We start from the raw sequence: 26,148 nt of genomic DNA on the forward strand, positions 1-26,148 counted from the left end.
GGCGTTCAGAAGCCGCTGACGGTGCCGTCCTTACGCGGCTCGGTCGCGCCCGAGAGCGTCCCCTCGCGGTTCCGGACGATCTGGGCGCCGCCGAACTTCGCCGGTTCCAGGACGGATACGTCGTGACCCCTGCGCACTAACTTCGTCGCGAGGTTGCCGTCGAACCGTCCCTCGACCGCGAGTCGTCCCTCCTCGCGGTAGCGCCAGCGCGGTTCGTCGAGCGCGCGCTGGAGCGGCATGCCGTAGTCGACGAGATTAGACAGCACCTGGACGTGGCCCTGGGGCTGCATGTACCCGCCCATGACGCCGAATGCGGCCCAGTCGTCGGCGTCGAACCGCGCGATTGCGGGGATCAGCGTGTGGAACGGCCGCTTGCCCGGTTCGAGCCGGTTGGGATGGTCGGGGTCGAGCGAGAACGACCAGCCGCGGTTCTGGAGCGCGATGCCGGTGTCGCCCGCGACGATGCCGCTGCCAAAGCCCGCGAACCGGGAGTTGATGTAGGACACGACGTTGCCCTCGTCGTCGGCGACGGTCAGCAGAACCGTGTCGGCGTCCTCGCCGGCGCCGCGGGGCGCTCCCACGTCCACGTCGTCGATCGCCTCGCGGCCGACCGCGCCGGCGCGCTCGCGGACGTAGTCGTCGTCGAGCAGCGGCGGGATCGATTCGTACTCCGGGTCGGTGACGTACCGGTGGCCGTCGTGGAACGCGAGCTTCGCCGCCTCGGCGAACTTGTGGACGCGCTCGGGTGAGTCGTACGGCTCGTCGCCCGCCCCCAGCTCCTCGGCGATCTTCAGGGCTTCCAGCGCGATCAGCCCCTGATTGTTCGGCGGCAGCTCGTACACCTCGGTCCCGCGGTACGTCGCGCTGACGGGATCGAGGAACTCGGGGTCGAACGCTGCGAGGTCCGATTCTGAGAGGAACCCGCCCTTCGACCGCACCGCGTCGACGATCTGTTCGCCGATTTCGCCCTCGTAGACGACGTCGGCCCCCGACTCGGCGATCCGCTCCATCGTCTCGCCGAGCGCCGGCAATCGCACCGTCTCGCCCACGCGGGGCGCGCGCTCGGCGTCGACGAGGTACGCCTCGCGAGCGTTCGGGTCCTCGAACAGCTCCTCGCCGTGACGCCACGCGTCCGCGATCACCTCCGAGACCGGGTAGCCGTCGGTCGCGTACCGGATCGCGGGTGCGAGCGCGTCGGCCAGCGAACGCCGCCCGAGCTCCTCGACGGTGGCTTCCCACCCCCGCGCCGTTCCCGGAACCGTGACCGTGTGCGGGCCGGTTTCGGGCATCGTCACGTCCTCGGGGTCGGCGTCCCGATTCTCCGCGACGGCGTCGCGGACGCGTTCGAGCGTCGCGTCGGCGGGCGCGCCGCCGCAGCTTCGCATCGCGCCGACGTCGCCGTCGGCGGTCCGGTAGAGGGCGAACACGTCGCCGCCGAGTCCGGTGCTGGTCGGTTCGACGACGTTGAGCGCGGCGGCGGTCGCGACGGCGGCGTCGAACGCGTTGCCGCCCGAGCGGAGCAGTTCGATTCCGGCTTCCGCTGCGAGGGGCTGGCTCGTCGCGACGATTCCGTTCGGGGCGTAGACGGTCGACCGGCGGGAAGTAAAGCGGTCGAGATCGGGGTCGGCGTCCGGCATACCTCCGTGCCCGCGCGGACGGCAGGAAAATCCTTCGGCGGCGACGGCGACGCGGCGGCGACGCGGCGGTGTTATCCGAACTTCCCGGTGACGTAGTCCTCGACCCGGTCGCTCTCGGGGTTCTCGAAGATCTTGTCGGTCCGGTCGTACTCGACGAGCTGGCCGCCGGTGAGAAACACCGCGGTCTGGTCGCTGATCCGCGCGGCCTGCTGCATGTTGTGCGTGACGACGACGACGGTGTACTCCTCGGCGAGTTCCTCGATCAAATCCTCGATCTTCGCCGTCGCGACGGGGTCGAGCGCGCTCGCGGGCTCGTCCATCAGGATCACGTCGGGATCGACGGCGAGACAGCGCGCGATGCAGAGGCGCTGTTGCTGTCCGCCCGAGAGGCCGAGCGCGTTGTCGTCGAGTCGATCGTTGACCTCGTCCCACAGGGCCGCCTGTCGCAGACAGCGCTCGACGAGTTCGTCCTCGCGCTGCCGGTCGTCGTTGCCGAGCAGCCGCCCGAGCAGGCCGGTGTTCAGGTCGCCGTGTTTCCGCGGGCCGTAGGCGATGTTGTCCCGCACCGACTTCGGGAACGGGTTCGGACTCTGAAACACCATCCCGACGCGCTTCCGAAGCTTCACCAGATCGGTGTCGCCCTCGTAGATGTTCTCCTCGCCGACCTCGACGGTGCCTTCCACGCGGGCGCTGTCGATGCGGTCGTTCATCCGGTTGAGACACCGGAGGAACGTCGACTTCCCGCAGCCCGACGGCCCGATCAGCGCGGTCACGCTCTCCTCGGGGATCTCCATCGAGATGCCGTCGATCGCGTGGTCGTCGCCGTAGTAGACGTCCAGATCCGAAACCGAGATCGCGGCGTCGTCCTCGAACTCGTACTCGACCCACGACTCGTCGAGCTGTTCGTCGGTTTCGGCGTCGACCGTGTGCGTGTTCGCGGCGGGGTCGCCGCTCCCGAAGTCGTCCGTCGGCTGTTCCACCTGCGTCGATGTCGTCGATTGTTCACTCATTGGTGTAGTTTCCTCCTGAAGTAGATCCGCGAGGCGATGCCGATCGCGTAGAAGCCGAGCACCACCATCAGCAGCACGAGGGCGGTCCCCCACCCGAACGCTTCTTCCTGTCCGACGCCGGCCGTGATGACGGCGTAAAGCTGGTAGGGAAGCGCGCTGGACGCCTGCAGCAGCGCCTCGTTCTGGACGAACGGCGGCGTCGCGACGAACCGGAACGAGCCGAGCACGCTGGGCGCGCGCGACGGGAACGGCTGACCGCTCGTCACGAGTAGAATCGGCGCCGTTTCGCCGGCGATCCGGCCGACGCCGAGGATGACGCCGGTGATCACGCCCGGCATGGCCGCGGGCAGGACGACGCTGCGAATCGTCTGCCACTGGTTGACGCCGAGCGCGGCGCTGGCGTCGCGGTACTCGTCGGGGACGCTCTTGATCGATTCCCGGCTCGTGATCACGACCAGCGGGAGCAGCATGAACCCGAGCACGAACATCCCGGCCAGCAGCGAGTTGCTGTTGCCGAACCGGGGAACCAGGAACGCGTAGCCGAACAGGCCGTAGACGATGCTGGGCGTGCTCCAGAGCGCGTTGGTGGCGGTCTCGACGACTGCCGTGAACCGGCCCTGCTCGGCGTACTCGGTGAGGAACACGGCGGCGCCGATCCCCATCGGAACCGCGAACAGGACGGCGCCGATCACCAGCCAGACCGTGCCGACGATCGCCGGGAAGATGCCGTTGAACTGCTGGCTCAGCGAGACGCCGTTCGTGATGAACGGAACGGAGATGCTCAGTCCGGGACCGAACTGCGCGCCCTCCAGAAGCTTCGGCAGCCCCTTGCGCACCACGAAAAGGATCAGCAACAGCAGCACCGCGATCATGCCGAAGGCGTTCAGCCCGATTAGCAGGTACGCGCCGTTCTGGCGGCCCTGACTGCCGAACCCTTCCGCGACGATCGCGCCGCTCCAGGCGACGAGCAGACTGAGCGCGATCGTTACCAGCGGAACGACGATCGGCGCGTGGAACGTCGCCTCCAGCGACGGCGGGTTCCAGAACCAGCTCGCGTCGACGATGCCCGCGACCAGCAGCGCGCCCCAGGCCAGCGAGAGCAGCCCGACCGGGAGGGTCGTACCGAGGTCTTCGGGAAGGACGGCGACCACTGCAACGGTCACGAGCGCGAGGCCGATCCCCGCCGCGACGCTGCCGGTCGCGCCGACGCCGAAGGCGATCGTCGTCACCAGCCCGCCGACCGCGAACCCGAGAACGCCGAACCCGACGCCGGTTCCGATCCCGGTGTACTGGTCGGCGGTGGTCTCGAAGACGCCGACGTACGACGCGAGCCCGGCGCCGACCAGTCCGGCACCCGCCAACAGGAACACTGCGCCGAAGAGCGTGAACAGCGAGAGGCCCGCGACGGCGGTGTCGGGGGCCGTGCGCTCGAACAGCGTCGTCCAGCCGAGCAGGAACGTCACGATCGAGAGGCCGACGATGCCCAGCGCGACGCGGTCGAACGCGCCGAGAGCGGGCGCGGCGGTTCGAGTATCGGCTTCGCCGCTCATGAGTCACCCTGCAACTGGTGTTGCATGCGGTTTTCGACGTACTGCGATGCGATCGAGAGCGCCGTCACGCTGACGAACAGCACGACCCCGGCGGCGAACAGCGCGCTCATGTGCGTGCTGCTCGCGACGCCGTACTGGCTCGCGATGAGACTGGTCAGCGTCTCGGTGTTACCGAAGACGTCGTACAGCGGCTCTGGGAGACGTTGGGCGTGGCCCAGAATCACGGTCGCCGCCATCGTCTCCCCGACCGCGCGACCGACGCCGAGCAGCACCGCGGCGGAGACGCCCGAGAACGCCGTCGGGATCGTGATGCTCTTGATCGTCTGCCAGTCGGTCGTGCCGAGCGCGAGCGAGCCGCTTTTCATCGACTCGGGGACGCTGGAGATGGCGTCTTCCGCGACGGAGACGACCGTCGGGAGCGCCATCAGTCCGACCACGAGCCCGACGATGACCAAGCTGCCCGACGTCGGCAGGTCCATGTTCGCCATCATGTAGTCGTTGAGGATCGTGAAGCCGATGAACCCGTAGACGATCGATGGAATACCTGCGAGCGTCTCGACGGCGGGCTTGACGATCTCGCGGACGGCGTCGGGCGCGATCTCGCTGATGAACAGCGCGCCCGCGACGCCGAGCGGCCCGGCGATCAGCATCGCCAGAATCGTCGTCACGAGCGTGCCCCACATCATCGGCACGAGGGAGTACACTTCCTCGCCGCGGGTTCGCCACATCGGTTCGGACGCCTTGGTGAACATTCCGAGACCCATCTCGCGTATCGCCGGGAGCGCCTCGATGATCAGGTAGACCGAGATCAGCGCGAGCACGGCTCCGGTCGCGATCGTCGCGAGGAAGCTCAGCGCCTTCGCAGTCTGGGCCTGATGGACGAACAGGCCGTACCCGACGGTGAACAGGAACCCCGCGAGCGGAATCGCGGTAAGTTGCGAGCCGAGCAGGAACATCCCCGCAGTGGCGACGAGGCACAGTCCTCCAGCGGCGGCCGCTGCGACGACGCTGTCGTCGGCCGTCTCGACCCCGAATCGATCTTTCAGTTGTTGGTGTGGTCCTGATATTGACATAAAATATCGGTGATTGAACGGCGACGCGGCTCAGTTCGACGGCTCGGGCAGCTTCGAGCGCTGCTCCTCGCGCTCTGCGGGCGGGATCTTGAAGTAGTTGTTCGGCGCGACGAAGTTCTGCTGTCCGTACTCACTGAGCAACATGCGGAGGAACGCAGCCTCCTTCTCGCTGGTACCCTCGTAGGTGTAGCAGTGGAGGTCACGCGAGAGCGGGTAATCCTCAGAACCGAGGTTCTCGCCCAGCGTGTACGTCGTGCCCTCCAGTGTCAGCGAAATCGCCGGGACGCGATTTTCGTCGACGAACGCCAGCGCCATGTACGCGATGGCGTTGTCGGAGTTGGCGACGGTCGTCTGGACCTGCTGATTCTGGCCCTGCCGGACGTCGACTTCCATCTCTGCCTCGGGGTCGCCGAGCATGTTGGCGCGGAACGCCGTGTCGGTACCGGAGCCGACCGCGCGGCCGACCGCCTGAATCTCCTTGTCGGGCCCGTCGTACTTGTCGATCTGGGACCACTCGGTGATCTCGCCGGTGTAGATGCCACGGACCTGGTCGCCGTTGAGTTCAGTCACGCCCGCGTCGTAGATCTCCTTGCTGACGACGACCGGCTGGCCGTCGCGGCCGACGACGTGGTCGGTGTACTTCTCGAGTTCTTCCTCGCTGGCGTCGGGCAGCTCGCTGGCCACGTTCGAACTGGCGTCGCCGATGTCGACCTGTCCGTTCGCGACCTTCTCGATACCCGTACCGGAGTGGCTGAGGCCGACGTTGACCTGAAGCGGCGGCGTGCCGTCGTCGTTGGCCTCGAAGCCGTAGAGGCCGGCCCAGTAATCGGCCATCGGCTTGTCCGTGTCGATGCCGTACTGACTGGGGCCCCAGTACTCCTCGTCGTCGGCGGGCGGATTAGAGTTCCACACCGACGCGCCGTCGGACGTGATCGGGTACACCGTCGAGGAGCCGTCGGCGGTCAGCGGTCCCGTACCGCCGCTTCCCTCTTCGCCCTGTCCGAGGCAGCCGACGAGCGCCGCGCTCGCGGCGACGCCAGTCGTGGCGAGGAACGTTCGTCGGGAGGAGTTCGACCGGTCGGAGTCGGATCGGTTGGGTGCCATCGAGTGAAGAAACCCGCTGCCCCTACAAGTAGTGTTATAATTTTTATATATTCGGCGACGGAGTACCGCGTACCGCTATGTACCGGTACGGACTGGTCTTCGTCACCGGATTCCGGCAACTCGTCTGCGATCGCACCGCCCACGGGTAGTGACAGAAAAGCTATGTCGTGTGTCGTTCGTCGCGGTTCGTCGCTCGGTGGGTCGAGTCACTTCGTCGTGGCGCCGACGCTACTCCGACGGCGCGTCGGCGTCGGACCCCGGCTCCGGCCCCCACCCCAGAACCAGCAACGCTCCGCCCGCCGTCAGGGCACCGACGAGCACGGCGAGCGATCCGAAAGACGTCCCGTAGTCGTTGACCGCGCTCGCGATTTCGGCGAGGAGGAAGAGACACATCCCCAGCTGGATCACGACCACGAGCAGAATATCGCGTATCGACCGGACGTACGGGTCGGTGGACATACACGACTGTTCCGAAAAAGTATACGAAATGCTTGCGGTCGGCGTCGAATCTCCGCTTGCGATCGGCGTCGCGTCTCGGTGACCGACGGGGTCGCTGCCGTCGTTCGCTCGGATCGAGCGATCTTACTCGATCGTCCCGTTGTCCTCCAGCCCTTCGACGAACCGCGTCAGCACGCGGTTGAACGCGCCGGGGCGTTCGAGCATCGCCATGTGTGCGGCGTCCTCGATCGCGGCGTAGGCGGCGTCGGGGAGATTCTCGGCGAGGTACTCGTGGAACCACGGCGGCGTCAACTGGTCTTCGGCGCCACAGACCGCGAGCGCCGGGGCGTCGACGCGATCAAGCTCGCCCCGAACGTCGAACTCGTGGACGGTTCGGAAATCCCGCCGAACGACGTCCTGCCCGGTCGCGCGGAACATCGCGCTCGATGCCTCGCGAAGTTCCTCGTCCGGGTCGTGAAAGAGTCGATCCGGGCCGTGGAGAAACTCGACGGCCCGCTCGAAGTCGTCGTCGAGCCAGTCGAGCAGGTCATCGAGCACCGAGAGTCTGGCGCCGGTGCCCGCCAGCACGAGCGCGTCGGGCTCGTAATCGCGTTCGAGCGCGACGTGGAGCAACACGGCGCCGCCCAGCGAGTTACCGACCAGCACCTCGGCGTCGACCTCGCGCGCGACCGCGATGACGTCGTCGGCGTACACTGACAGCGTCGAATAGCCGGGGTCGGCGTCGATGTCCTCGGAGTCGCCGTGGCCGCTCAGATCCATCGCGACGACGGGATACTCGTCGGCCAGCCTGGCCTGGCTCTTCCAGACCGCGCTCGACCCGCCGCTCCCGTGGACGAACAGCAGCGTCGGTCCCTCGGCGTCCCGGTCGAACCGACGGTACGCCGTCGATCGACCGTGCTGGGTGACCTCGTTCATAAAGATACGTTGGATCGTAGCGGACATAAACCCCCGCGATGCGCGCTCGACGGAGTTCGCCGTCGGTACTACCCTGCGCGTTTCCGGTGTGAACCGCATTTCATCCGATAGCCGCAGAACCCCCGTTATATCCCGATTTTCTGCGAAAGGTATATATAGTATGCTGACTAACTTATGGTTAGGAATGAACGTAGAACAGTTCTCGGAGCGCGACGGGCAGTACGCTCGACGCTTCGAATACGACGACGAAACGGAAATCGTCGCCGACCTCGGCGTCGGCGTCGACGGCACCGTTGACGTCCTCGACGACGCGGTGATCGTCGTCACCGAGGACGGTGAAGAGTTCGAACTCGACATCCCCGAGACGGGCGCGCAAGCGTTTATCAAAAACGGCGTGCTCACCATCGAACTGGAGGCCGAGGCATGAGACTTACCGTAAAACCACTCAAACAGAAAGACGCCGGTCGCGGACTCGCCGCGATCGACCGGGGGTCGATGCGCGAGCTCGACCTCGAGAACGGCGACTACATCGTCATCGAGGGCGACAACGACAGCCGCGCGGTCGCGCGCGTCTGGCCGGGCTACCCCGAGGACGAGGGGCAGGGCGTCATCCGCATCGACGGCCGACTCCGCCAGGAGGCAAGCGTCGGCATCGACGACCGCGTCGAGGTCGAGAAGGCCGACGTCCAGCCCGCGACCAGCGTGACGGTCGCGCTCCCCCAGAACCTTCGGATCCGGGGCAACATCGGCCCGCTGGTGCGCGACAAGCTCAGCGGCCAGGCGGTCACCGAGGGCCAGACGGTCCCGTTCCCGCTCTCCTTTGGCCCGATGTCCGGTAACGGCCGGTCGGTCCCGCTGAAGATCGCCAGCAGCGAGCCCGGTGGGACGGTCGTCATCACCGACTCGACGGACATCCAGATCAGCGAGACGCCCGCCGAGCAGATCAGCGCCGAGGGCCCCACCAGCGAGGGTACCCCCAGCGTCACCTACGAGGACATCGGCGGCCTCGACAGCGAGCTCGAACAGGTTCGCGAGATGATCGAGCTGCCGATGCGCCACCCCGAGCTGTTCCAGCAGCTCGGTATCGAGCCGCCGAAGGGCGTCCTGCTGCACGGCCCGCCGGGGACCGGCAAGACGCTGATGGCGAAAGCCGTCGCCAACGAGGTCGACGCCCACTTCGAGACGATCTCCGGCCCGGAGATCATGTCGAAGTACTACGGCGAGAGCGAGGAGCAGCTCCGCGAGGTGTTCGAGGAGGCAGAAGAACAGTCGCCCGCGATCATCTTCATCGACGAGATCGACTCGATCGCGCCCAAGCGCGAGGAGGCCGGCGGCGACGTCGAACGCCGCGTGGTCGCCCAGCTCCTGAGCCTGATGGACGGGCTCGAGGAGCGCGGCGAGGTCACCGTGATCGCCGCGACGAACCGCGTCGACGCCATCGACCCGGCGCTGCGCCGCGGCGGCCGCTTCGACCGCGAGATCGAGATCTCGGTGCCCGACAAGGAGGGTCGCCAGGAGATCCTGCAGGTCCACACCCGCGGGATGCCGCTGGCCGACGGCATCGATCTCGAGGAGTACGCCGAGAACACCCACGGGTTCGTCGGCGCCGATCTGGCGTCGCTGACCAAGGAGGGCGCGATGAACGCCCTGCGCCGGGTGCGCCCGGAGATCGACCTCGAAGCCGACGAGATCGACGCCGAGCTGCTCGAATCGCTGCAGGTCACCAACGACGACTTCCGCGAGGCGATGAAGGGCATCGAGCCCTCCGCGCTGCGCGAGGTGTTCGTCGAGGTGCCCGACGTCACCTGGAACAGCGTCGGCGGCCTCGAGGACACCAAAGAGCGCCTGCGCGAGACGATCCAGTGGCCCCTCGAGTACCCCGAGGTGTTCGAGACGATGGACATGGAGGCCGCGAAGGGCGTCCTGCTGTACGGCCCGCCGGGGACCGGCAAGACGCTGATGGCGAAAGCCGTCGCCAACGAGGCCGAGTCCAACTTCATCTCGATCAAGGGCCCCGAGCTGCTCAGCAAGTGGGTCGGCGAGTCCGAGAAGGGCATCCGCGAGGTGTTCAGCAAGGCCCGGGAGAACGCCCCGACCGTGGTGTTCTTCGACGAGATCGACTCGATCGCCACCGAGCGCGGCAGCGGCGGCGGCGACTCGAACGTCGGCGAACGGGTCGTCTCGCAGCTGCTGACCGAGCTCGACGGGCTCGAACAGCTGGAGGACGTCGTCGTGATCGCGACGACCAACCGGCCGGACCTGATCGACTCGGCGCTGTTGCGCCCCGGTCGCCTGGACCGCCACGTCCACGTGCCGGTGCCCGACGAGGACGCCCGCGAGGCGATCTTCGAGGTCCACACCCGCAACAAGCCCCTGGCCGACGACGTCGACCTCGGGTGGCTCGCGAGCCGGACCGAGGGCTACGTCGGCGCCGACATCGAGGCGATCACGCGCGAGGCCTCGATGGCGGCCTCCCGGGAGTTCATCAACTCGGTGAGCCCCGAGGAGATCGACGAGAGCGTCGGAAACGTCCGCATCAGCCGCGAGCACTTCGAGCAGGCGCTCGACGAGGTCGGTCCGAGCGTCACCGACGAGGTGCGCGAGCGCTACGAGGAACTGGAAAGCGAACTCGACCGAACCGAGCCCGACACGGGTGAAAGCGACGTCACCCGGACGTTCCAGTAAGCGCCCGCACTCGCTCGGCACCGCCCCGCTGACGCGTCACTTTCATTTTCGCCGCGGCGTCTCGACGCCGAACGGCAGTTCTCTCCACACCGCAGATTCGCCAGCCCTGCCGCCGCGCGACCGGGATTTTTTGCGTTCGACGCCGACATTCGGATCGTGTACTCGAAAGTCACCGTCGACGAGATCGAGGAGCGAGAGGTCGAGGGGATCGAACCGACGATCAGGGCGATCGGCTACGAGACGCGGCCCGAGGAGATGCGTCCGAGCGTCTGGGAGTTCGAGGAGGGCGAGGAGAACAATCGCCACTACCACGAGCACCAGGAGGAGCTGTATCTCGTGCTGGACGGTCGCTTTCACGTCTCGGTCGGCGAGGAAGGGTTCGAGCTAGCGGAAGGCGACGTGCTGGTCGTCGAGCCATCGACCGAGCGGCAGGTGACGGCGCTGGAGCCCGCGCGCCTGTTCGTGGTGGGTGCGCCGAACGAGGCCGACGACGCGGTGGTGGTCGACTAGTGGCCGAGGGCGTATTTCATCCGATCAGTCGTGAGAGTAGCGGTCGTTACGGGAGCCGCGTCGAGTGAACGGTGAGATGGGACCTGTTCGGACACTATGTCAGAGACCGCCGCTACAGGTAGACTGGTCAAATTCAAAATAAACGTAGTCTCTGTCCTCGTACTCCCGAATCTCGGCCAGGAACAGATTTTCCGTCGACTCGGTTTTATTGCACGTCACTCGGTACCCTCCTTCTTCGGGGTCGGTTCCCTGACGCGCGATAGAGATTGTAAACCAGTCTCCGTTCCTCGCCTCGGTAATTCCCGCTTCCCGAATAACGGCAGGTCCCCGGCTCCGCTCGGAGATTTCGTAGGTATCGTCCAGCACGATATCGCCCTCCCGTTCGGATATCGTGATTTCGATTTGGTGTCGGTCTTCGGTGAAGTTCAGGAGCTCAAAATTCACAGGTCCGGCGGCTTCCAAAGACAGACAGCCAGCGGCCCCCAGCGTCATCCCGGAGCCGATCATCGAGAGAGTCGATCGACGATTCACATGAATTTGTGGCGAGCGAAGCGATAAAAACGTTCCCGGTACATCGAGGCAGTGTTCAACTCACCCGCGTAGCTACCGAATCGCCTGATTCAGCACTGGCCCGGAAACTCATCCGACCGTCAGAACTGATACCGCCGCTCGTCTTTCTGCTGGGCCTGCGGGAACTGCGCGGCGCCGGTCATCTCCTCGTAGGTCATTCCCGAGAGGTACTCGTCGTAGGTCACGTCGTAGGCGCTGCGGAGGTGGAAATCGAGCTTGCCGGACTCGACGGTGCTCTGAAACAGCAGGCTGACCGCCTCCTCGATCATGTCCTCGGCGTCGTCCTCGTCGAGCGCGGTCAACAGCATCGTCAGCTCTCGGCGGGTCCCCTCGTCGAGATCGGCGTCGAGGTCGCCGTCCAGCGCTTCGTACCTCTCCTCGATGTCCTCGGTCAGGTCGTCGAGTGTCATACCTCCAGTTGGGACGAGCGGGATGAAACGGCTTTCGGCTGCGCGATATCTCACTCGTCGTGGTCAGGCGTGGGCGGCACGTCGGCATCCGGTGCCGTCGCGGCATCGGCGTCGGAAGCCGCTGACGCATCGCGCGCCGCCGCTCCGGTCGACCGCGCAGATGGGCGCCCGAACGGATCTTCGACCAGCGGGAGTTCGATGACGAACCGCGCCCCGCCCGACTCGCTTTCCCCCACCGAAATCTCGCCGCCGTACTGCTCGACGAGCGTATCGACGAGATACAGCCCGACGCCGGTCCCGGTACTGTCCAACCCCTTCTCGCCGCGGCCGAACACCTCCTTGCGCCGCGATTCGAGGATCCCCGGCCCGTCGTCGGCGACCTCGATGCGCACCGTCGTATCGTCGCACTCGACCGAGACGCGAACGCGACAGGGCGGGTCGTCGTGGTGCTGGACGGCGTTGTTGAACAGGTTCGTGAACACCGACGAGAACATCTGGTTGGCCGCGACGTAGCAGCCCTCGGGAAGTTCCTCCTCGACCACGAACTCGGCGTCGTCGAAGCGCTGGCGCGCCTGCTCCAGTTGCGTCCGGAGGACCCCGACCGCGTCGATCGGTTCGAGCTCGATCGACTCGTCGCCGGTGATCGCAGCCATGAGATCGCCGACGTTCTCGGTCAGTTCGACGACGTGTCGACTGCTCTCGTCCATCGCGTCGAGATGTACCCGTCCCGCATCGTCGACGTGCTCCGCGAGCAGGTCGGCCCGGCCCCCGATGATCGTCATGTCGTTTCGGATGTCGTGGCGGACGATACGATTCAGGATGGATAGCTCTTCCTCGCGGCGCTTCAGCTCCGTGATGTCACGGAAGACCAGCAGGCGCCCGTTCTGTGCTCCCGCCCGGTCGTACAGGGGCGTGACCTGAAAATCGAAGTGCCGAGGATCGCCGCCGACCGAGAGCTCGATTTCGGTGCGCGAGTCGTCGTCTCCCTGCGCGAGGAGGTCGGCGTCGAACACGTCGTCGACGGGCTTTCGGACGGGATCGGGATCGTTCGCGAGCCGGCGCCCGGCGTCGTTGACGTCGACGACCCGGTTCGTCCGGTCGACGACGAACACGCCGTCGCGCATGTTCTCGATGACCTTGTTTCTGGCAACGGGAACGATGTCGAGCAGTTCGAACCGGGCGACGCCGAAGAGGAAGCCGACGACCTTGACCGTGCTCGTCAGCGGGAGCGGATCGATCGGAACGAGGCCGAGCCACCAGACGAACTCGCCGACCAGCACGAGGAGGATGCTGCCCACCAGGATGGTCGATTGCTTGACGAACGCTCGCTGGGTCAGCGACAGCTCGAGGAGAAGGTAGATGCCGACGAGGAGATAGCCGACCGCGACCGAGGCGAACAGCCAGTAGAGCGGCCCGAAGGAGGGAATCAGCAGGTTCGCGGCGGCGTCGTACTCGTAGCCGTAAAACAGGCCGTGGGCGTCGTTCGTCCAGACGAGCAACTGCGAAAGCACCGGGATGGCGGCGATGGCGGCGCCGGTCCGGTAGGTGAGCCACTCCTCGTGGTCGGTGTACTCGATCGCGGTGATCATGTAGCCCGCGGCCATGAACGTCATCGGGACGAACCGCCAGTTCCACCAGAACAGCTTGGCCGAGAGATCCGTCGAGACGAGCTGGACGATGTAGACGGCCGAGAGCAGTATCAGCCCCGTCACGTCGAAGATGAACCCGGTGGCACCCCGCCGGTCCCGGTAGCGCCACAGTCTGGCGACGAGCGCGACGCTGATCAACAGGGCCAGCACGTACGGAACGACGTAGTGCGTGTATTCGAGTGCCATGTTCGTCTCGCATCTCGACCGCGGTCGGCGTCGCGATCAGTCACCGGGTGGACTCCTCGATAGCTCCCGATTGTTGCGTAGTACTGGATCGCACGTTGCCGCTCCGATACCAAAAAGATACGTCCCGACCGCGACCGCATCGAACTTGGCGATTCGGGCACGCTTCGACCGTCCGACGAGACGAACCGCCAGACCCAACTGCAGTAGGCGCCTCCGGTACGCTGATGAGCGAAGCGCCGGGCGCAGTCCCCGAGGAGCCGGACGCCGTTCAGCGGGCCCTGATCGAGTGGTACGAGGCGGACCACCGGTCGTTCCCGTGGCGGGAAACGACCGACCCCTACGAGATTCTCGTCTCGGAAGTGATGAGCCAGCAGACCCAGCTCTCGCGGGTCGAGACGGCCTGGGCCGAGTTCCTCGATCGGTGGCCCGCGGTCGCGGATCTGGCGGCCGCCGACCGCTCGGCGGTCGTCGCGTTCTGGACCGACCACAGCCTCGGGTACAACAACCGTGCGCGGTACCTCCACGAAGCCGCCGGACAGGTCGTCGACGATCACGGGGGCGAGTTCCCGACGACGCCCGACGGGCTGCAAGAGCTGCAAGGCGTCGGACCGTACACCGCCAACGCGGTCGCGAGCTTCGCGTTCAACAACGGCGACGCCGTCGTCGACACGAACGTCAAGCGCGTCCTCTATCGGGCGTTCGACGTGCCGGACGACGACGCCGCCTTCGAGGACGCCGCCGCCGAACTCATGCCCGAGGGCGAGTCCCGCGTCTGGAACAACGCGATCATGGAACTCGGCGGGGTGGCCTGCGAGAAGACGCCGGCCTGCGACGAGGCGGGCTGCCCGTGGCGGACGTGGTGTCACGCCTACGAGACGGGCGATTTCACCGCGCCCGACGTTCCCACGCAGCCCAGCTTCGAGGGAAGTCGCCGGCAGTTCCGCGGGCGCGTCGTGAAGCTGCTGGGCGAACACGACGAACTCGAACTCGACGAGATCGGGCCGCGGATCCGAGTGGACTACGCACCCGGAGGCGAGTACGGCCGGGAGTGGCTGCGCGGCCTGCTCGACGATCTCGAAGGCGACGAACTCGTCGAGACCGAGGAGCGCGAGAACGGCGTCGTCGCCCGACTTCGGCAGTAGCGCGTCGCCCGACTCACTCGCTCGCTCGGGCTTCGGCGTCGAGCAGCGACGCGGGCTCGACGGAATCGTACTTGACGATCGACGCGAAAACGTCGTCCTCCGTGGCGAATCGACTGCCGGACGTGACGCCGTAGGCGTCGTCGTCGCCGAACCGCGTTTCCACGAACCGGCGTGCGACGAGCGCTTTGCGTCCGTCCGCTTCCTCGTCGATCTGCCACTGGGCTTCGTCGAGGAACAGCGCGGCCGTCACCACGTCGAAGAGCAGGTCCGACAGCCGCTTGGCGTGGTACTGCGCGTACTCGTCGTCCTCGACGGCGAGCGTCCCCAGCGCGTCCTGCAGGTCGCGGAACGCCGACTCCACTTCGGCGGCCACCGATTCGAGCGCCGGGTGCTCGACGGCGTCGAGTTTCTTCCGAACGTAGGGGAGCAGCGCCTCGTGGGCGTTCTCCCGGTTCAGCGCCCGAAGCACGTCGAGCGCGAGAACGTTCGACGGCCCCTCCCAGATCGGGAGCACCTGCGCGTCCCGAAGTAGGCGTTCGGTCGTGTGTTCGCGAACGTACCCGTTGCCCCCCAGAATCTCCATCGCGTAGGAGGTCGTGTCGACTGCCATCCGGGCCGTCTTGTACTTCGCCACGGGGACGAACAGACGCATCAACTGGTAGGCTGCAGCGTCGTCGCCGACGTGTTCGCGCTCGTCGTACAGCCGCGCCGCCTCGAACGAAAAGGCCACTGCGGCCTCGTAATCGACCGAGAGGTCCACGAGATCGCGTCGCATCAGCGGGTACTCCTCGATCGGACTGCCGAACGCCTCGCGGTTGGCGGCGCGGACCTTCGCCTCCAGTAGCGCGCGTCCCATCACGCCGACCGCGCCCGTGGCGTTCGTCAGCCGCTCGAAGTTCATCATCTCCGCCATGTACTTGAACCCCTTCCGCTCCTCGCCGACGAGGTACGCCTCCGCGCCCTCGAACTCGATCTCGCCCGTCGGGACGGACGTGGTGCCGAGTTTGTCCTTCAGCCGACGGAAGTGCGAGTCGTTGACCGCGCCGTTCGGCTTCGTCCGCGGGACGAGGAACAGCGACAGCCCCTCGGTGCCCTCGGGCGCGTCCGGCGTCCGCGCGAGGGCGAGCGCGCCTTCGGCGTCGATGTTCGAGCAGAACCACTTCTCGCCGTACAGTTCGTACACGCCGTCGTCGTCGGTGCGCTCGGCTCGCGTCTCGTTGGCCCCCACGTCCGACCCGCCCTGTTCCTCGGTCAGAAACATCGCGCCCTCGATGTGCTCGTCGAGGCCGCGGGCGGTCAGCGCCTCGAAGTACTCCTCCAAGTCGCCGTCGTCGAATTTGTCGAGGACGATCGCGGCGCCGGTCGTCATGGAGACGGGACAGCAAAAGCCGCTGTCGACGTACGACAGCAGCGCCTGCATCAACAGCGTGTGACTCAACCCGACCGGCTCGTCGCGACCCGGCGGCGCGTGGAAGGCGTCGTGGGTGACGCCGAACCGCTCGTAGACGATCTCCTCTTGCTCGCGGAGCAGCGGGTGGTACTCGACCTCGTTGCGGCGGTTCCCGTACTTGTCGAACGAACGGAGTTCGTGGCCCGCTTCGTCGATGCGGTCGGCCGTGTCGGCCATCCGCTCCCCGAGCACCGCCCCGAACTCGGAGAGCACGTCCTCGGCCCACTCGAACTCGGCGTCCGGGTAGATCCGCCGCGCCTCGAACTGGAGCGTCGGATCGACCTCCCAGTAGTTGCAGTTCCGCCCCTCGTCCAGCCGCCCGTAGTCGATCGAACCCGACGTCATTGTAGATGATAGTTGGTGTGAAATATGATAAACCATCGGCGTTCTGGGCCCACCGCGTGCGGCGCCCCCGACGCGAGGCCCCGTCGCGGCAGAGGGATACGACGCGTGCGCTGCCCCGTCTGCAACGGTCACGACCGAGAACGCCACATCGAGCTTCACGCCCACGTTTATTTCCGTGGACTGCCAAGTGATCGATCGATGCACCGACCTCGCGATCGAGGGGCGATCGACGATGCCCGCTGACGAGAGCGACCGCTGCAGTCGTCGTTGCCTGCTCCGGGCGATCGGAACGGGCCTGACAGCGCTCGGCATCGCAGGCACCGGCGCAGCCCAGGAGGGGGACGCGGCGGTGCTGTTCGCCGATCAGACGAGCGACGGCGTCGCGATACAGCTCGCGGCGGTGCGGACCGGGATCGACGTCGCCTACGTTATCCGGTCGCAGGATTCCGATCGAACACTTGCAGAGGGAACGTTCAACGCCGGCACCAGACGCCGGAACGTCACCATCCGGCTCGAGGAGCGAATCGAGCGGGACCAGACGCTATCGATTTCGCTCTCTCGACTCGACGACGGCTCCCCGCTCGTCGGGGATACGGCGGAAGTGACCCTGCTGGGCGAGCAAGCGGATTCGGACGCCGCCGACGGATCGGTCTCGAACGAAACCGCAACAGGCGAAACCTCGGGAAGCGACGCGACCGCTGATGATGTCGTCGAGGTCAGTGAGCCAGACGCCGTCGACGAGGTGAGCGATCTGAACGAGCGCGACGCCGCCGACGAGGATGCCGAGACTGACGGTGAAGCGTCCGCCGACTCGGGGATGCCGGGCTTCGGCGTCGGAACCGCTCTCGCAAGCGTCGGCGGGCTGGCGTACGCCTTCGCCCGTCGTTCGGGCGCCGGCGCCGACGAGTGATCAAAAGAGCGGGCGCCGATGCCGACGAGTGATCGGGGTGTGTGGAACGCCGCCGAGATCCGGGTGGCGACCGATCACGCCTCGGACTCGGACGTAGCTCGGCGGGACTCCGAGAACGAAACCTGCTGCGTCGCGGGGCGTGACCGCGGTTCTCAGTGAGCAACGGGGATCGGCAGTCTCGGCTCCCACTCCAGGTCGCCCTCGTAGTGGAACACGTCGTCGTCCTTCGTGGGATCCATCACCGACAGGTCGAGCCAGCCGTTGTCGAGCAGGCGCGCCACGTCCTCGTGCTCGGCGATGATCTCGGTGACGCGCTCGGTCGGGGCGTGGATCACGGTCTGCAGGCGCAGCGGCTGGTGGTAGGGCTGCTCGTCGTCGACGTTGAGCGACTGGAGCGGAAGCCCGGTCATCAGGTCGCCGCCGTTGCCCTGGTAGACGCCGACGTTGCCGACCTGGTTCTGAGTGACCTTCGAGCCGCTGCCGTAGACGCCGTTGTCCACCGTGGCGAAGTAATACTGGTTGTTGATCCACTGGGTGACGACCAGCGGCCCGGTCATGATGGCTTCCAGCGCGTCGCCGTCGGGATCGGTCGACCAGTCGTAGGAGTGCAGGAACGCGCGGCCGTCGAGATCGACGCCCTCGGTCAGGTCGCGCGGGCCGATCACGAACGAGGCGTTGCCAGAGAGGCCCCACTCGGGGCGCGTCTCCGCCCAGTCGGCGGCGCGGCGCTCGGTCTCGCGGACGCCGTCGTCGTCGTCGGCGCGCATCGATTCGGTGCGCTCGGCGGTGGCGGCCTCGCGGGCGTCCGCGAGATCCTCGCGCAGGCGCTGAATATCCTCGCGGTGGCTCTCGGGCGCACTCTCATCGTACAGTTCGATCTCGTCGGTCGTCGTGTTGTGTTCGGCCGCGAGGAAGAGGGTGTCCTCGGGCACGTCGATCCCCGACTCGCGGAGCGCCGCCTTGACCTCGGAGTCGTTGCAGATCGCCGCGAGCACGCGGGCGCTCGGGCCGCCGGGGTTGCCGGCGCAGGCGCCACAGTCCAGGCTCGACGCGAACTGGTTGTTCGTCGTCTCGCTGGCGTGGCCCGTGAACACGACCAGGCGCGCGAACTGCTCCCAGCCCATCAGCTCGAACGCCGATCTGGCGTACTCGACCTTTTGCTCCAGCGTCAGCCCGCGGGGGAGCGCGTCGCCGTGATCGTGGGCGTCGGCCGGGCGATCGACCGTCGGCGAGCAGAACTCGGCCGCGGAGGGGAGCCGCCCGTCGACGGCGTCGGTCAGGTCGTGGACGGCCGAGGGCGCGAGCGTGCGCGACGCCATCGCGGCGCCGTAGGCGCTCCCGGCGCCCTCGACGAACGTGAACGCCGCGGCGACGTTGGTCTTGAGCGCCTTGAGGTGCTTCCGGCCCGCGGACGCCAGCCGGGTCCACATGTCGTACGTCTCGGCGTGCTCGTGGTGCCCCTCGGCCGGGCGATCCTCGATCCGGTGTTCGGCGTCGACGATCGGCGGGCAGGCGTCGATCTCGACGTCCGAATCGTACTCGCTGTAGCGCATCGGGACGCCGAAGAAGCCGGCGTAGCCGTGAGTCTCGTGCGGCCCGGCGGCCTCGATGTGGCGGCGGATGATCTCCGAGCGCGTGTCGATGCAAAACACCAGCTGCGAGGCGGGGCGCTCGTTCGTCGCGTCGCCCTCCGACTCGTCGGCCGAGCGATCGACGTCGTCGACGAGCTGCCGGCGGTAGCTCTTCTCCCAGGCGGTGAGCCAGAGTTCGGCCAGCGGCGGCCCCTCACGGGCCTCCGCGTCGCTCGCTCCGGCACCGGCTTCCGGATCGTCCGGCTCGATCGGGGCGTCCAGCAGTTCCGCGAGCGTCAGGCGCACCGCGAGATACTCGGTCAGCGAGATCGGGTGGGCCGCCTGCCAGGGATCGCCGTCGGCGTCGGCGCGCTGCTTGAGGAAGCCGGTCCAGCCCGGCAGCGCGGCGAGGTGGTGCTCGAAGATCGGCTCCCAGCGCCCCTGCGGGTAGTCCGACAGGGCCGTTTCGATCGCCGCCGTCGGCGTCTCGGGGAGGTCCGACGCCGCCCCGCAGTTCGGGATCTCGTCGTCGTGCGGCGCCATCTTGCGCCACGCGGCGTAAAAGCCCTCCTCGCGGTCGGGCATCGACCACTCGGCCAGCCCCTCGTCGAGGAACTTGGCGAGCCACTTCGTCAGGACCTGATCGACCGCCTCGGTCGCCGGGTCGGCGTGGTTACTCGTCTCGGCGTCGCCCTCGCTACGCGACTCGGCGGCCTCCAACTCGTCGAGAAGCTCCGCCGGCTCGCCCTCGACTCCGTGGTCGTCCAGCACCGAGCGCAGCACGTCCGGATCGATCCGGCCGTCCGCCCAGGCGCGACGGAACGTCGAGGCCTCGGGGTAGCCCCGGCCACCGAACAGTTCGTTCGCCTCCGCGACCGCCTCGTCGAACGAGCGGTCCTCCAGCCCGGCGAGCGGGTTGGCCGTGACGAAGGAGTGGATGGGCCAGACCGAGCCGACCGCCTCGGCGGCGCGTTCGATGCTGTCGTCGACGTGGTCCTGTTCAAGCGTCATTGTAGTCCTCCTTGGTGGTGAGAAGGGTGTCCGGATCCGGCTGCGAGAGATTCACGAGCGCCACGTACAGGCGCCTGCTCTTGCGATGCCAGCCCAGCGTCGTCACGACGTAGGCCAGCGCGAACGCGGCGGCGACGCCGTAGTGGACGACCGTCAGCTCGGTCGGCGCCGTCGTCGCCGGGACGTCCGACAGCAGCGTCGAGATGGCGTTGAACATCGCGGCGTAGGTGCCGATGGCCGTCAGCACGACCAGCGGCGTCCCGACGAGCCTGATCGTCGGCGGGAGCGTCGACCGGCGGAGCACGTCGCGAGTCGCGTGCAGCGTCGTCAGGACGACGACGAGCGTCAGCACGAGGCCGCTGTTCAGCTCGGTCCCCTTCCCGGTCAGCACGGCGAACAGGACGCCGCCACCCAGCGCCGTCAGCAGCCCGACGCCGACGCCGAGCGGGTCGGTCGCGTCGTGGTGGTGGCCGCCGGGCGTCGTCTGCTCGACGGTCGCGCCCGAGGACAGGAACAGGTACGCTTTGTAGAACCCGTGGAGGATCAGGTGGGTGATCGCCGCCGCGAAGAAGCCGAGGCCACACTGCAGGATCATGAATCCCATCTGCGCGAGCGTCGAGGCGCCGAGCTCGCTCTTGATGTCGGTCTGGACGAGCAACAGCGCCTGCCCGAGCAGGGCGCTGACGGCGCCGACGGCGACGATGAGCGACATCGCCGCCGTGCGGTCCGCGAACAGCGGCGCGAACCGGGTGAGCAGGACGCCGCCGGCGTTGACGAAGCCGGCGTGCATCAGCGCCGAGGCCGGCGTCGGCGCCGTCATCGAGGAGAGTAGCCACGTCTGGAACGGGAACAGCGCCGACTGGACGATCGCCGCGAGGAAGATCGCCCCGCCGGCGACCAGCGCGGCGGTCGTCGGGACCTCGCCCAGACTCCCGAGGATGCCGCTGATCGAGGTCGCGCCGGTCGTCCAGCCCAGCACGGCGATCCCGGCGGCGAGCAGCCCGCTGCTGGCGAGGAAGTGTCTGCGCGCGACGCCGGCGGCCACCCGTGCCTGCTTCCAGTCGCGCTCGTGGCCGATCAGGTCGGCCATGAGCAGCCCCATCGCCAGCCACGTCGCGGCGAACAGCGCGACGTGATCGGCCGCTGCCATCGTCATCACGACGAGCGTGAACGCCAGCACGCGAGCGAAAAAGCCCTCGATCCGGGCGTCGCCGGCCATGTAGCGCCGCGAGTAGCTGTGGACGATGCCGCTGAAGAAGGTGACCACGACCCACATCAGCGCGGTCAGCCCGTCGATCCGGACGATCCCCTCGATCGCCCACGCGTTCCCGGTTCGGATCGACAGCGCGAGCGTCCCGAGGCCGAGGACGAACAGCGTCCAGACCGCGAGGGTCGAGGCTCGCGGGAGGGCCGACCGCGACGGCGTCGTCGTCTCCGAGAGCGATCCCGCGTCGTTCGAGCGTGTGTGGCCAGCCATTGTTCGGTCGTCCCGACCGGTCCGAGCGACCCGAGTCCTCGGCGCGACGCCGCGGCGGGTTCGCGCGAACCGGTCGTGGTTACCAGCACTATAGAACGAACTGGTTATTATAGCCTTTGGTACGAACAAATCGTTCCTTAGACTGTCGTTAAAGAACATTATGATCTTGCAGATCGCGGATCTATCGGCACGAATACTTTTGACCACGACAGCCACCGCTCGTTCCAGAGAGGTCGAACCGTCCCGTTTCGCGCGATCGGTCGGGCCGATCGGCCTCGATTGCGGTGGGACGGGCGCCCGCGGACGCTCACGCTTTCGTCGGCGTCGTACGGCCGTCTTCACAGGCGTTATACCGGCTGACCGGTTAGTCAGGAGCACAGTGAATGACAGCCGCCGCATCGTCGCAGCCGTCATCGCCTGTACGTTCTTCGTCGGCTTCGGCGGCGGCGTCGTCTTCCCGATCCTGCCGAATCTCGGTGCGGTGCTCGGAATATCGCCGTTCCTCGTCGGCGTCATCCTGAGCGCCAACCGGATCACGCGGCTGTTCGCGAACGCGCCCGCTGGCGCGCTCGTCGATCGTGCGGGAACGCGGACGCCGTTCGTCGTCGGGCTGTTCGTCGAGGGCGTCGCCACGCTCGGGTACGTCGTCGCCGTCACGGCGCCGTTCCCCGAGTTCTGGTTTCTGGTCGCCCGCGTCTGCTGGGGGATCGGGAGCGCGCTCGTGTTCGCGACGGCCTACACCATCACCGCCGACGTCAGCGAGTCGGCCTCGCGGGGCACGAGCATGGGCGTCGTCCGCGCCGGCATCACCTTCGGCTTCCCCGCCGGGCTGGTGCTGGGCGGCGTCGTCAGCGAACTCTACAGCGTCGCCGTGGCGTTCGTGCTCGCGGCCGGGTTCGCGCTGTTCGCGAGCGTGCTGGCCTACCGGATCGTCCCCGAGACCCACGGCGACGCGGTCGAGGCTGCGAGCGGCTCGGTCAAGCCGTGGGAGATCGAACGAAGCCTGCCGGCGCTGACGGTCGGCCTCGTCAACTTCGGCGTCTTCTTCGCGTACGTGGGCGCGCTGTTCTCGACGCTCGTGCTATTTTTAGAGTTCCGGGAGATCGGCCTGTTCGGGTTCGACGCGCAGGGCACCTCCGGCGCTCTCATGGCGGTGACCGTGCTGGCCGGCTCAATCTCGATGCTCGCGGGCGGCAAGCTCAGCGACCTGTACGGCTACCGCGTGCCGATCGTCCTCGGATCGCTCCTGATTTCGGGCGTCGGCTTCCTGCTGTTGCCCCGCCCCGACGGCGTCGCCGGGATCGTCGCGGCGTGCGTGCTGATCGGCGCCGGACAGGGCGGCACGACCGGCCCGATGATGGCGCTGATCGCCGACCTCACCCCCGACGAGCGCATGGGTCGAGCGATGGGGACGAACAACGTGCTCGGCGACGTCGGCGGCGCGCTCGGCCCGCTCGTCTCCCTGCCGCTGGTCGAGTCCGTCGGCTTCGCGCCGGTGTACGTCGCTTGCGCGCTGATCCCGGTCGCCGCGGGCGTCGTCCTGCTGGTCGGCGTCCGCGCCGAGACGGGCGAGGTCAACCCGTCGCTGGAGGCCCAAACCAGCGACTGACGGGAGGTGGGCCGGACGCCGACGAACGGACGCCGCGGCTCACTCCCGAGACACCCGCAGCGCGTGCTCGTCGCCCCGCTCGCTCGACTCGTAGATCGCGTCGAGCACGCGCTGGACCTGCACGCCCTCCTCGACGGAGTTCTGGACCGGCGGCTGTCCCGCGAGGACGGCGTCGAGGAACGTCTTGCTCTCGGCGCGCCAGCCGGTCACCTCCGGGTGGGCGGTCTGTTCGCTGTCGATGTAGTGGTCGCCGCCGTCGAGGCCGGTGTCGAAAATCGTCAGGTCGTCCTCGCCCATCTGGAAGCGCGCGCCCGACTCCGTCCCGCGGACGGTGAACTCGTCGATCGACTCGCGGTTGGTCGCCCACGCCGACTCCAGCGAGACGGTGGCGCCGTTCTCGCACTTGAGGAAGGCGCTGACCGAGTCGTCGACGTCGAACGTCTCCGAGCCGACGGTCCACTCGCTGCTCCAGTTGTCGGGGTCGGCGTACTGCTCGTCGGCGCCGAACTCCGAGCGCGTCTCGCCGACCACTTCGGTCACCTCGGGGAAATCGAGCAGGTACAGCGCCAGGTCGACCGCGTGGACGCCCAGATCCAGCAACGCGCCGCCGCCGGCGAGTTCGCGGTTCGTGAACCACGACCCCGGCGCCGGGATGCCGCGCCGGCGCACGTAGTTTGCCTCGATATGCTTGATCTCGCCGAACTGGCCCTTGCGCTGGTAGGCCTTGAACATCGACGACGCGCCCGAGAAGCGGTAGTGAAAGCCGACCATGCAGAATCCCTCCGCGGCCTGGGCAGTCTCGGCGATGCGCTCGGCGCTGTCGAGCGTGTGGGCCAGGGGCTTCTCGACGAGCACGTTCAGGCCGTTCTCCAGCGCCCCGACTGCGACCGGTTCGTGGTACTTGTTCGGCGTCGTGACGATGACCGCGTCAAGGTCCTCGCGGTCGTACATCTCCTCGTGGCTCTCGTAGGTCCGGGCGTCGAAGTCCCGCTCGAAGCTCTCGCGCGTGTCGGCGGCGACGTCGACCCCCGCCCGGATCTCGTGGTTGAAGTCCCGGACGTTCTCGGCGTGGATGCGCCCCATCCCTCCGAGGCCGACGACGCCAACGCGCACGGCGTCACGGTCTGGGTCGCTCATACCGTATATTCGCCTGCAGGCGACAAAAGCGACGGGGGCGGGCGGCAGCCCCGGGGGCGGCGTCGGCATCGCGACGCCGCGGTCTACGACGACGAGCTGTCACGACGAGCCGGGGCGACACCGCGGTGACACCTCGCCGCGACGGCGACAACAAAGGGGTTAATCGCCCCCGCCCGCAATCGACGCCCATGAGCAGCGATCAGGGCTGGTTCGCCGGACTCGACCCCGGCGACGCCGACGCGGCCGCCGAGCGGGTCCGATCCGGCGCGACGGAGACGCCGGACGACTGGCCGGCACGAGCCGTCGAGTCGGGCTTCGCCGACGACGCCGAGTCGTACTACGACGCGCTTCGGGACGCCGCGCTCGCCGCGGCGCGCGAGGAAGTTTCGGCGTCCGAGGGCGCCGACGACAAGCAACTCGTCCACGCCGTCCGATCGATGGACGACTGCGAGCGCACCGCCAACGAACTCGCCGAGCGCGTCGCCGAGTGGGCCGGCAGCCTGTACGACGACGCCGGAACGGGCGTCTCCTACGCCCGCAATCTCGCCGACAGGGACCCCGAGGAGCCGACCGAGCGCCGACTCGTCTCGCTGGCCGAGCGCGTCGACGACCTCGCCGAGGAGCGCGACGAGCTCCGCGGCTTCGTCGAGCGCCGGGCCGCCGAAGTGGCACCGAACCTCTCGGCGCTCGCCGGGCCGGTGCTGGCCGCTCGATTGATCGCGCTGGCCGGCGACCTGAAGTCGCTCGCCAGGAAGCCAAGCGGCACCGTTCAGGTGCTCGGCGCCGAAGACGCGCTGTTCGCACACCTCCGAGGACGCGGTCCCTCGCCCAAGCACGGCGTGATCTTCACCCACGAGTACGTGCGAGGCACCGACCCCGACGAACGCGGCTCGGCGGCGAGAGCGCTGGCGGGCAAACTCTCGATTGCCGCCCGCGTCGATCACTACTCGGGCGAGCGCAAGCCCGAACTCGACGCCGAACTCGACGGGCGCATCGAGCGCATCCGCTCGCGAGGTGAGGACGCGTGAGCCTCCCCGACGGCGTCACGCGGCGCGAGTTCGACGAGGAGGACCGGCTCGCGACGCGCGGGACGCCGGTGTACGGCGAGCCGACCGACGAGGGGTGGCGCCTCTGGGACGCCCGCCGCTCGAAGCTCGGCGCGATGCTGGAACTCGGGATGGACACCGGGCTCTCTGGCGGCGACCGCGTCCTCTATCTCGGCGCCGCGAGCGGGACCACCGTCAGCCACGTCGCCGACTTCGCCGGGCCGACCTACGCCGTCGAGTTCGCGAGCCGCCCCGCGCGCGACCTGCTCGACGCCGCGGCGGACCGCGACCGGCTGTTCCCCCTGGTCAAGGACGCCCGCAAACCTGAGACGTACGCCCACGTCGTCGAGAGTGATCTCGACGCCGTCGTGCAGGACGTCGCGACCAGCGGACAGGCCCGCGTGTCGACGCTCAACCGGCAGTTCCTGGCGGACGACGGCCGGCTCATCGCCGCGTACAAGGCCCGCAGCGAGGACGTGACCGCCGAGCCCGGCGACGTGTTCGACGACGTGCTCGCCGAACTCGACGAGGAGTTCGAAATCCTCGACACCGAGCGGCTCGACCTGTTCCACAACGACCACCTCGGCGTCGTCGCGACGCCGAAGTGATGGAGCGCTGCCCGACGGAGTACTCCGCTCGGATCGTGCCCGGTCAGCTACGGCCGGTTCGTTATAATTTCGGAGAATTTGCGG

The 26,148-nt window shown here is 67.7% G+C and carries 22 protein-coding genes; 8 read left to right on the top strand and 14 right to left on the bottom strand.

Annotated features, from left to right (window positions below; genetic code table 11):
* Positions 1-5 precede the first annotated feature (5 nt).
* The 7 genes from ggt to NO931_RS02245 all read right to left on the bottom strand — a co-directional run bounded on the left by ggt (position 6) and on the right by NO931_RS02245 (position 7,748).
* Positions 6-1,637 carry a gamma-glutamyltransferase gene (ggt, locus tag NO931_RS02215; protein WP_256390989.1) on the bottom strand — a complete coding sequence of 544 codons (1,632 nt, stop codon included), beginning with the start codon at positions 1,635-1,637 and terminating at the stop codon, positions 6-8.
* A gap of 71 nt (positions 1,638-1,708) precedes the next feature.
* The gene (gene pstB / locus NO931_RS02220) at positions 1,709-2,647 is read right to left on the bottom strand and encodes a phosphate ABC transporter ATP-binding protein PstB (RefSeq protein WP_256390990.1); all 939 of its coding nucleotides are present in this window, start codon (positions 2,645-2,647) and stop codon (positions 1,709-1,711) included.
* Positions 2,644-4,197, bottom strand: coding sequence for a phosphate ABC transporter permease PstA (gene pstA, locus NO931_RS02225; RefSeq protein WP_256390991.1), 1,554 nt, complete (start codon positions 4,195-4,197; stop codon positions 2,644-2,646). The genes pstB and pstA overlap by 4 nt, the downstream gene beginning before the upstream one ends.
* Positions 4,194-5,270, bottom strand: a complete 1,077-nt coding sequence (gene pstC, locus NO931_RS02230; RefSeq protein ID WP_375142017.1) for a phosphate ABC transporter permease subunit PstC — start codon at positions 5,268-5,270, stop codon at positions 4,194-4,196. The genes pstA and pstC overlap by 4 nt, the downstream gene beginning before the upstream one ends.
* A 30-nt stretch (positions 5,271-5,300) precedes the next feature.
* A complete protein-coding gene (locus NO931_RS02235; RefSeq protein ID WP_256390992.1) occupies positions 5,301-6,374 on the bottom strand; it encodes a PstS family phosphate ABC transporter substrate-binding protein in 1,074 nt (357 codons plus the stop codon).
* A gap of 228 nt (positions 6,375-6,602) precedes the next feature.
* Entirely contained in the window at positions 6,603-6,833 is a 231-nt protein-coding gene (locus NO931_RS02240; protein WP_256390993.1) for a hypothetical protein, read from the bottom strand.
* A 123-nt stretch (positions 6,834-6,956) separates the two neighbouring features.
* The gene (locus NO931_RS02245) at positions 6,957-7,748 is read right to left on the bottom strand and encodes an alpha/beta fold hydrolase (protein WP_256390994.1); all 792 of its coding nucleotides are present in this window, start codon (positions 7,746-7,748) and stop codon (positions 6,957-6,959) included.
* A 184-nt stretch (positions 7,749-7,932) separates the two neighbouring features.
* On the opposite strand from NO931_RS02245, the gene NO931_RS02250 reads away from it, so the two are divergent.
* The 3 genes from NO931_RS02250 (at position 7,933) to NO931_RS02260 (ending at position 10,943) form a co-directional block, all read left to right on the top strand.
* Entirely contained in the window at positions 7,933-8,175 is a 243-nt protein-coding gene (locus NO931_RS02250) for a DUF7127 family protein (RefSeq protein WP_256390995.1), read from the top strand.
* Entirely contained in the window at positions 8,172-10,433 is a 2,262-nt protein-coding gene (locus tag NO931_RS02255; RefSeq protein ID WP_256390996.1) for a CDC48 family AAA ATPase, read from the top strand. The genes NO931_RS02250 and NO931_RS02255 overlap by 4 nt, the downstream gene beginning before the upstream one ends.
* Positions 10,434-10,589: 156 nt before the next feature.
* Entirely contained in the window at positions 10,590-10,943 is a 354-nt protein-coding gene (locus NO931_RS02260; protein ID WP_256390997.1) for a cupin domain-containing protein, read from the top strand.
* A gap of 99 nt (positions 10,944-11,042) precedes the next feature.
* On the opposite strand, the gene NO931_RS02265 is transcribed toward NO931_RS02260, so the two are convergent.
* The 3 genes from NO931_RS02265 to NO931_RS02275 all read right to left on the bottom strand — a co-directional run bounded on the left by NO931_RS02265 (position 11,043) and on the right by NO931_RS02275 (position 13,758).
* Positions 11,043-11,474, bottom strand: coding sequence for a type 2 periplasmic-binding domain-containing protein (locus NO931_RS02265; protein ID WP_256390998.1), 432 nt, complete (start codon positions 11,472-11,474; stop codon positions 11,043-11,045).
* 119 nt (positions 11,475-11,593) lie between these two features.
* Positions 11,594-11,923 (bottom strand): ribbon-helix-helix protein, encoded by a 330-nt coding sequence (locus NO931_RS02270; protein ID WP_256390999.1) that lies wholly within the window; start codon positions 11,921-11,923, stop codon positions 11,594-11,596.
* Between the two features lie 50 nt (positions 11,924-11,973).
* Positions 11,974-13,758, bottom strand: coding sequence for a sensor histidine kinase (locus tag NO931_RS02275; protein WP_256391000.1), 1,785 nt, complete (start codon positions 13,756-13,758; stop codon positions 11,974-11,976).
* Positions 13,759-13,982: 224 nt separating this feature from the next.
* Between NO931_RS02275 and NO931_RS02280 the strand changes: the two genes are divergently transcribed.
* Positions 13,983-14,900: an HhH-GPD family protein gene (locus NO931_RS02280; protein ID WP_256391001.1), complete on the top strand. Its 918-nt coding sequence runs from the start codon at positions 13,983-13,985 to the stop codon at positions 14,898-14,900.
* A 13-nt stretch (positions 14,901-14,913) separates the two neighbouring features.
* On the opposite strand, the gene NO931_RS02285 is transcribed toward NO931_RS02280, so the two are convergent.
* Complete coding sequence (locus NO931_RS02285) at positions 14,914-16,695, bottom strand: acyl-CoA dehydrogenase family protein (protein WP_256391002.1); 1,782 nt, start codon at positions 16,693-16,695, stop codon at positions 14,914-14,916.
* 187 nt (positions 16,696-16,882) lie between these two features.
* Here NO931_RS02285 and NO931_RS02290 point away from each other — a divergent pair, with 187 nt between their 5' ends.
* On the top strand, positions 16,883-17,605 hold the full coding sequence (locus NO931_RS02290; protein WP_256391003.1) for a hypothetical protein: 723 nt from the start codon (positions 16,883-16,885) through the stop codon (positions 17,603-17,605).
* A gap of 152 nt (positions 17,606-17,757) precedes the next feature.
* Here the strand turns inward: NO931_RS02290 and NO931_RS02295 are convergent, their stop codons facing one another.
* Together NO931_RS02295 and NO931_RS02300 are read right to left on the bottom strand one after the other, a co-directional pair.
* On the bottom strand, positions 17,758-20,187 hold the full coding sequence (locus tag NO931_RS02295; RefSeq protein ID WP_256391004.1) for a DUF2309 domain-containing protein: 2,430 nt from the start codon (positions 20,185-20,187) through the stop codon (positions 17,758-17,760).
* Positions 20,177-21,664 carry a proton-conducting transporter transmembrane domain-containing protein gene (locus tag NO931_RS02300; RefSeq protein ID WP_256391005.1) on the bottom strand — a complete coding sequence of 496 codons (1,488 nt, stop codon included), beginning with the start codon at positions 21,662-21,664 and terminating at the stop codon, positions 20,177-20,179. The genes NO931_RS02295 and NO931_RS02300 overlap by 11 nt, the downstream gene beginning before the upstream one ends.
* 379 nt (positions 21,665-22,043) lie before the next feature.
* Between NO931_RS02300 and NO931_RS02305 the strand changes: the two genes are divergently transcribed.
* Entirely contained in the window at positions 22,044-23,273 is a 1,230-nt protein-coding gene (locus NO931_RS02305; RefSeq protein ID WP_256391006.1) for an MFS transporter, read from the top strand.
* A gap of 39 nt (positions 23,274-23,312) precedes the next feature.
* On the opposite strand, the gene NO931_RS02310 is transcribed toward NO931_RS02305, so the two are convergent.
* A complete protein-coding gene (locus NO931_RS02310) occupies positions 23,313-24,410 on the bottom strand; it encodes a Gfo/Idh/MocA family protein (protein WP_256391007.1) in 1,098 nt (365 codons plus the stop codon).
* 188 nt (positions 24,411-24,598) lie between these two features.
* Here NO931_RS02310 and NO931_RS02315 point away from each other — a divergent pair, with 188 nt between their 5' ends.
* Positions 24,599-25,438: an NOP5/NOP56 family protein gene (locus NO931_RS02315; RefSeq protein ID WP_256391008.1), complete on the top strand. Its 840-nt coding sequence runs from the start codon at positions 24,599-24,601 to the stop codon at positions 25,436-25,438.
* Complete coding sequence (locus NO931_RS02320) at positions 25,435-26,064, top strand: fibrillarin-like rRNA/tRNA 2'-O-methyltransferase (RefSeq protein ID WP_256391009.1); 630 nt, start codon at positions 25,435-25,437, stop codon at positions 26,062-26,064. Before NO931_RS02315 ends, NO931_RS02320 begins: the two co-directional genes overlap by 4 nt.
* The last annotated feature ends 84 nt before the right edge of the window (positions 26,065-26,148 follow it).

It is taken from the genome of Natronoarchaeum rubrum, from assembly GCF_024494695.1.

Bases quoted from the DNA above. Each gene is read 5' to 3' on its own strand.
- NO931_RS02275 (WP_256391000.1), bottom strand. From the start codon at position 13,758: ATGGCACTCGAATACACGCACTACGTCGTTCCGTACGTGCTGGCCCTG.
- NO931_RS02300 (WP_256391005.1), bottom strand. From the start codon at position 21,664: ATGGCTGGCCACACACGCTCGAACGACGCGGGATCGCTCTCGGAGACG.
- pstC (WP_375142017.1), bottom strand. From the start codon at position 5,270: ATGTCAATATCAGGACCACACCAACAACTGAAAGATCGATTCGGGGTC.
- pstA (WP_256390991.1), bottom strand. From the start codon at position 4,197: ATGAGCGGCGAAGCCGATACTCGAACCGCCGCGCCCGCTCTCGGCGCG.
- NO931_RS02280 (WP_256391001.1), top strand. From the start codon at position 13,983: ATGAGCGAAGCGCCGGGCGCAGTCCCCGAGGAGCCGGACGCCGTTCAG.
- NO931_RS02250 (WP_256390995.1), top strand. From the start codon at position 7,933: ATGAACGTAGAACAGTTCTCGGAGCGCGACGGGCAGTACGCTCGACGC.
- pstB (WP_256390990.1), bottom strand. From the start codon at position 2,647: ATGAGTGAACAATCGACGACATCGACGCAGGTGGAACAGCCGACGGAC.
- NO931_RS02310 (WP_256391007.1), bottom strand. From the start codon at position 24,410: ATGAGCGACCCAGACCGTGACGCCGTGCGCGTTGGCGTCGTCGGCCTC.
- NO931_RS02285 (WP_256391002.1), bottom strand. From the start codon at position 16,695: ATGACGTCGGGTTCGATCGACTACGGGCGGCTGGACGAGGGGCGGAAC.
- NO931_RS02270 (WP_256390999.1), bottom strand. From the start codon at position 11,923: ATGACACTCGACGACCTGACCGAGGACATCGAGGAGAGGTACGAAGCG.
- NO931_RS02235 (WP_256390992.1), bottom strand. From the start codon at position 6,374: ATGGCACCCAACCGATCCGACTCCGACCGGTCGAACTCCTCCCGACGA.
- NO931_RS02295 (WP_256391004.1), bottom strand. From the start codon at position 20,187: ATGACGCTTGAACAGGACCACGTCGACGACAGCATCGAACGCGCCGCC.
- NO931_RS02315 (WP_256391008.1), top strand. From the start codon at position 24,599: ATGAGCAGCGATCAGGGCTGGTTCGCCGGACTCGACCCCGGCGACGCC.
- NO931_RS02240 (WP_256390993.1), bottom strand. From the start codon at position 6,833: ATGTCCACCGACCCGTACGTCCGGTCGATACGCGATATTCTGCTCGTG.
- NO931_RS02245 (WP_256390994.1), bottom strand. From the start codon at position 7,748: ATGAACGAGGTCACCCAGCACGGTCGATCGACGGCGTACCGTCGGTTC.
- ggt (WP_256390989.1), bottom strand. From the start codon at position 1,637: ATGCCGGACGCCGACCCCGATCTCGACCGCTTTACTTCCCGCCGGTCG.
- NO931_RS02255 (WP_256390996.1), top strand. From the start codon at position 8,172: ATGAGACTTACCGTAAAACCACTCAAACAGAAAGACGCCGGTCGCGGA.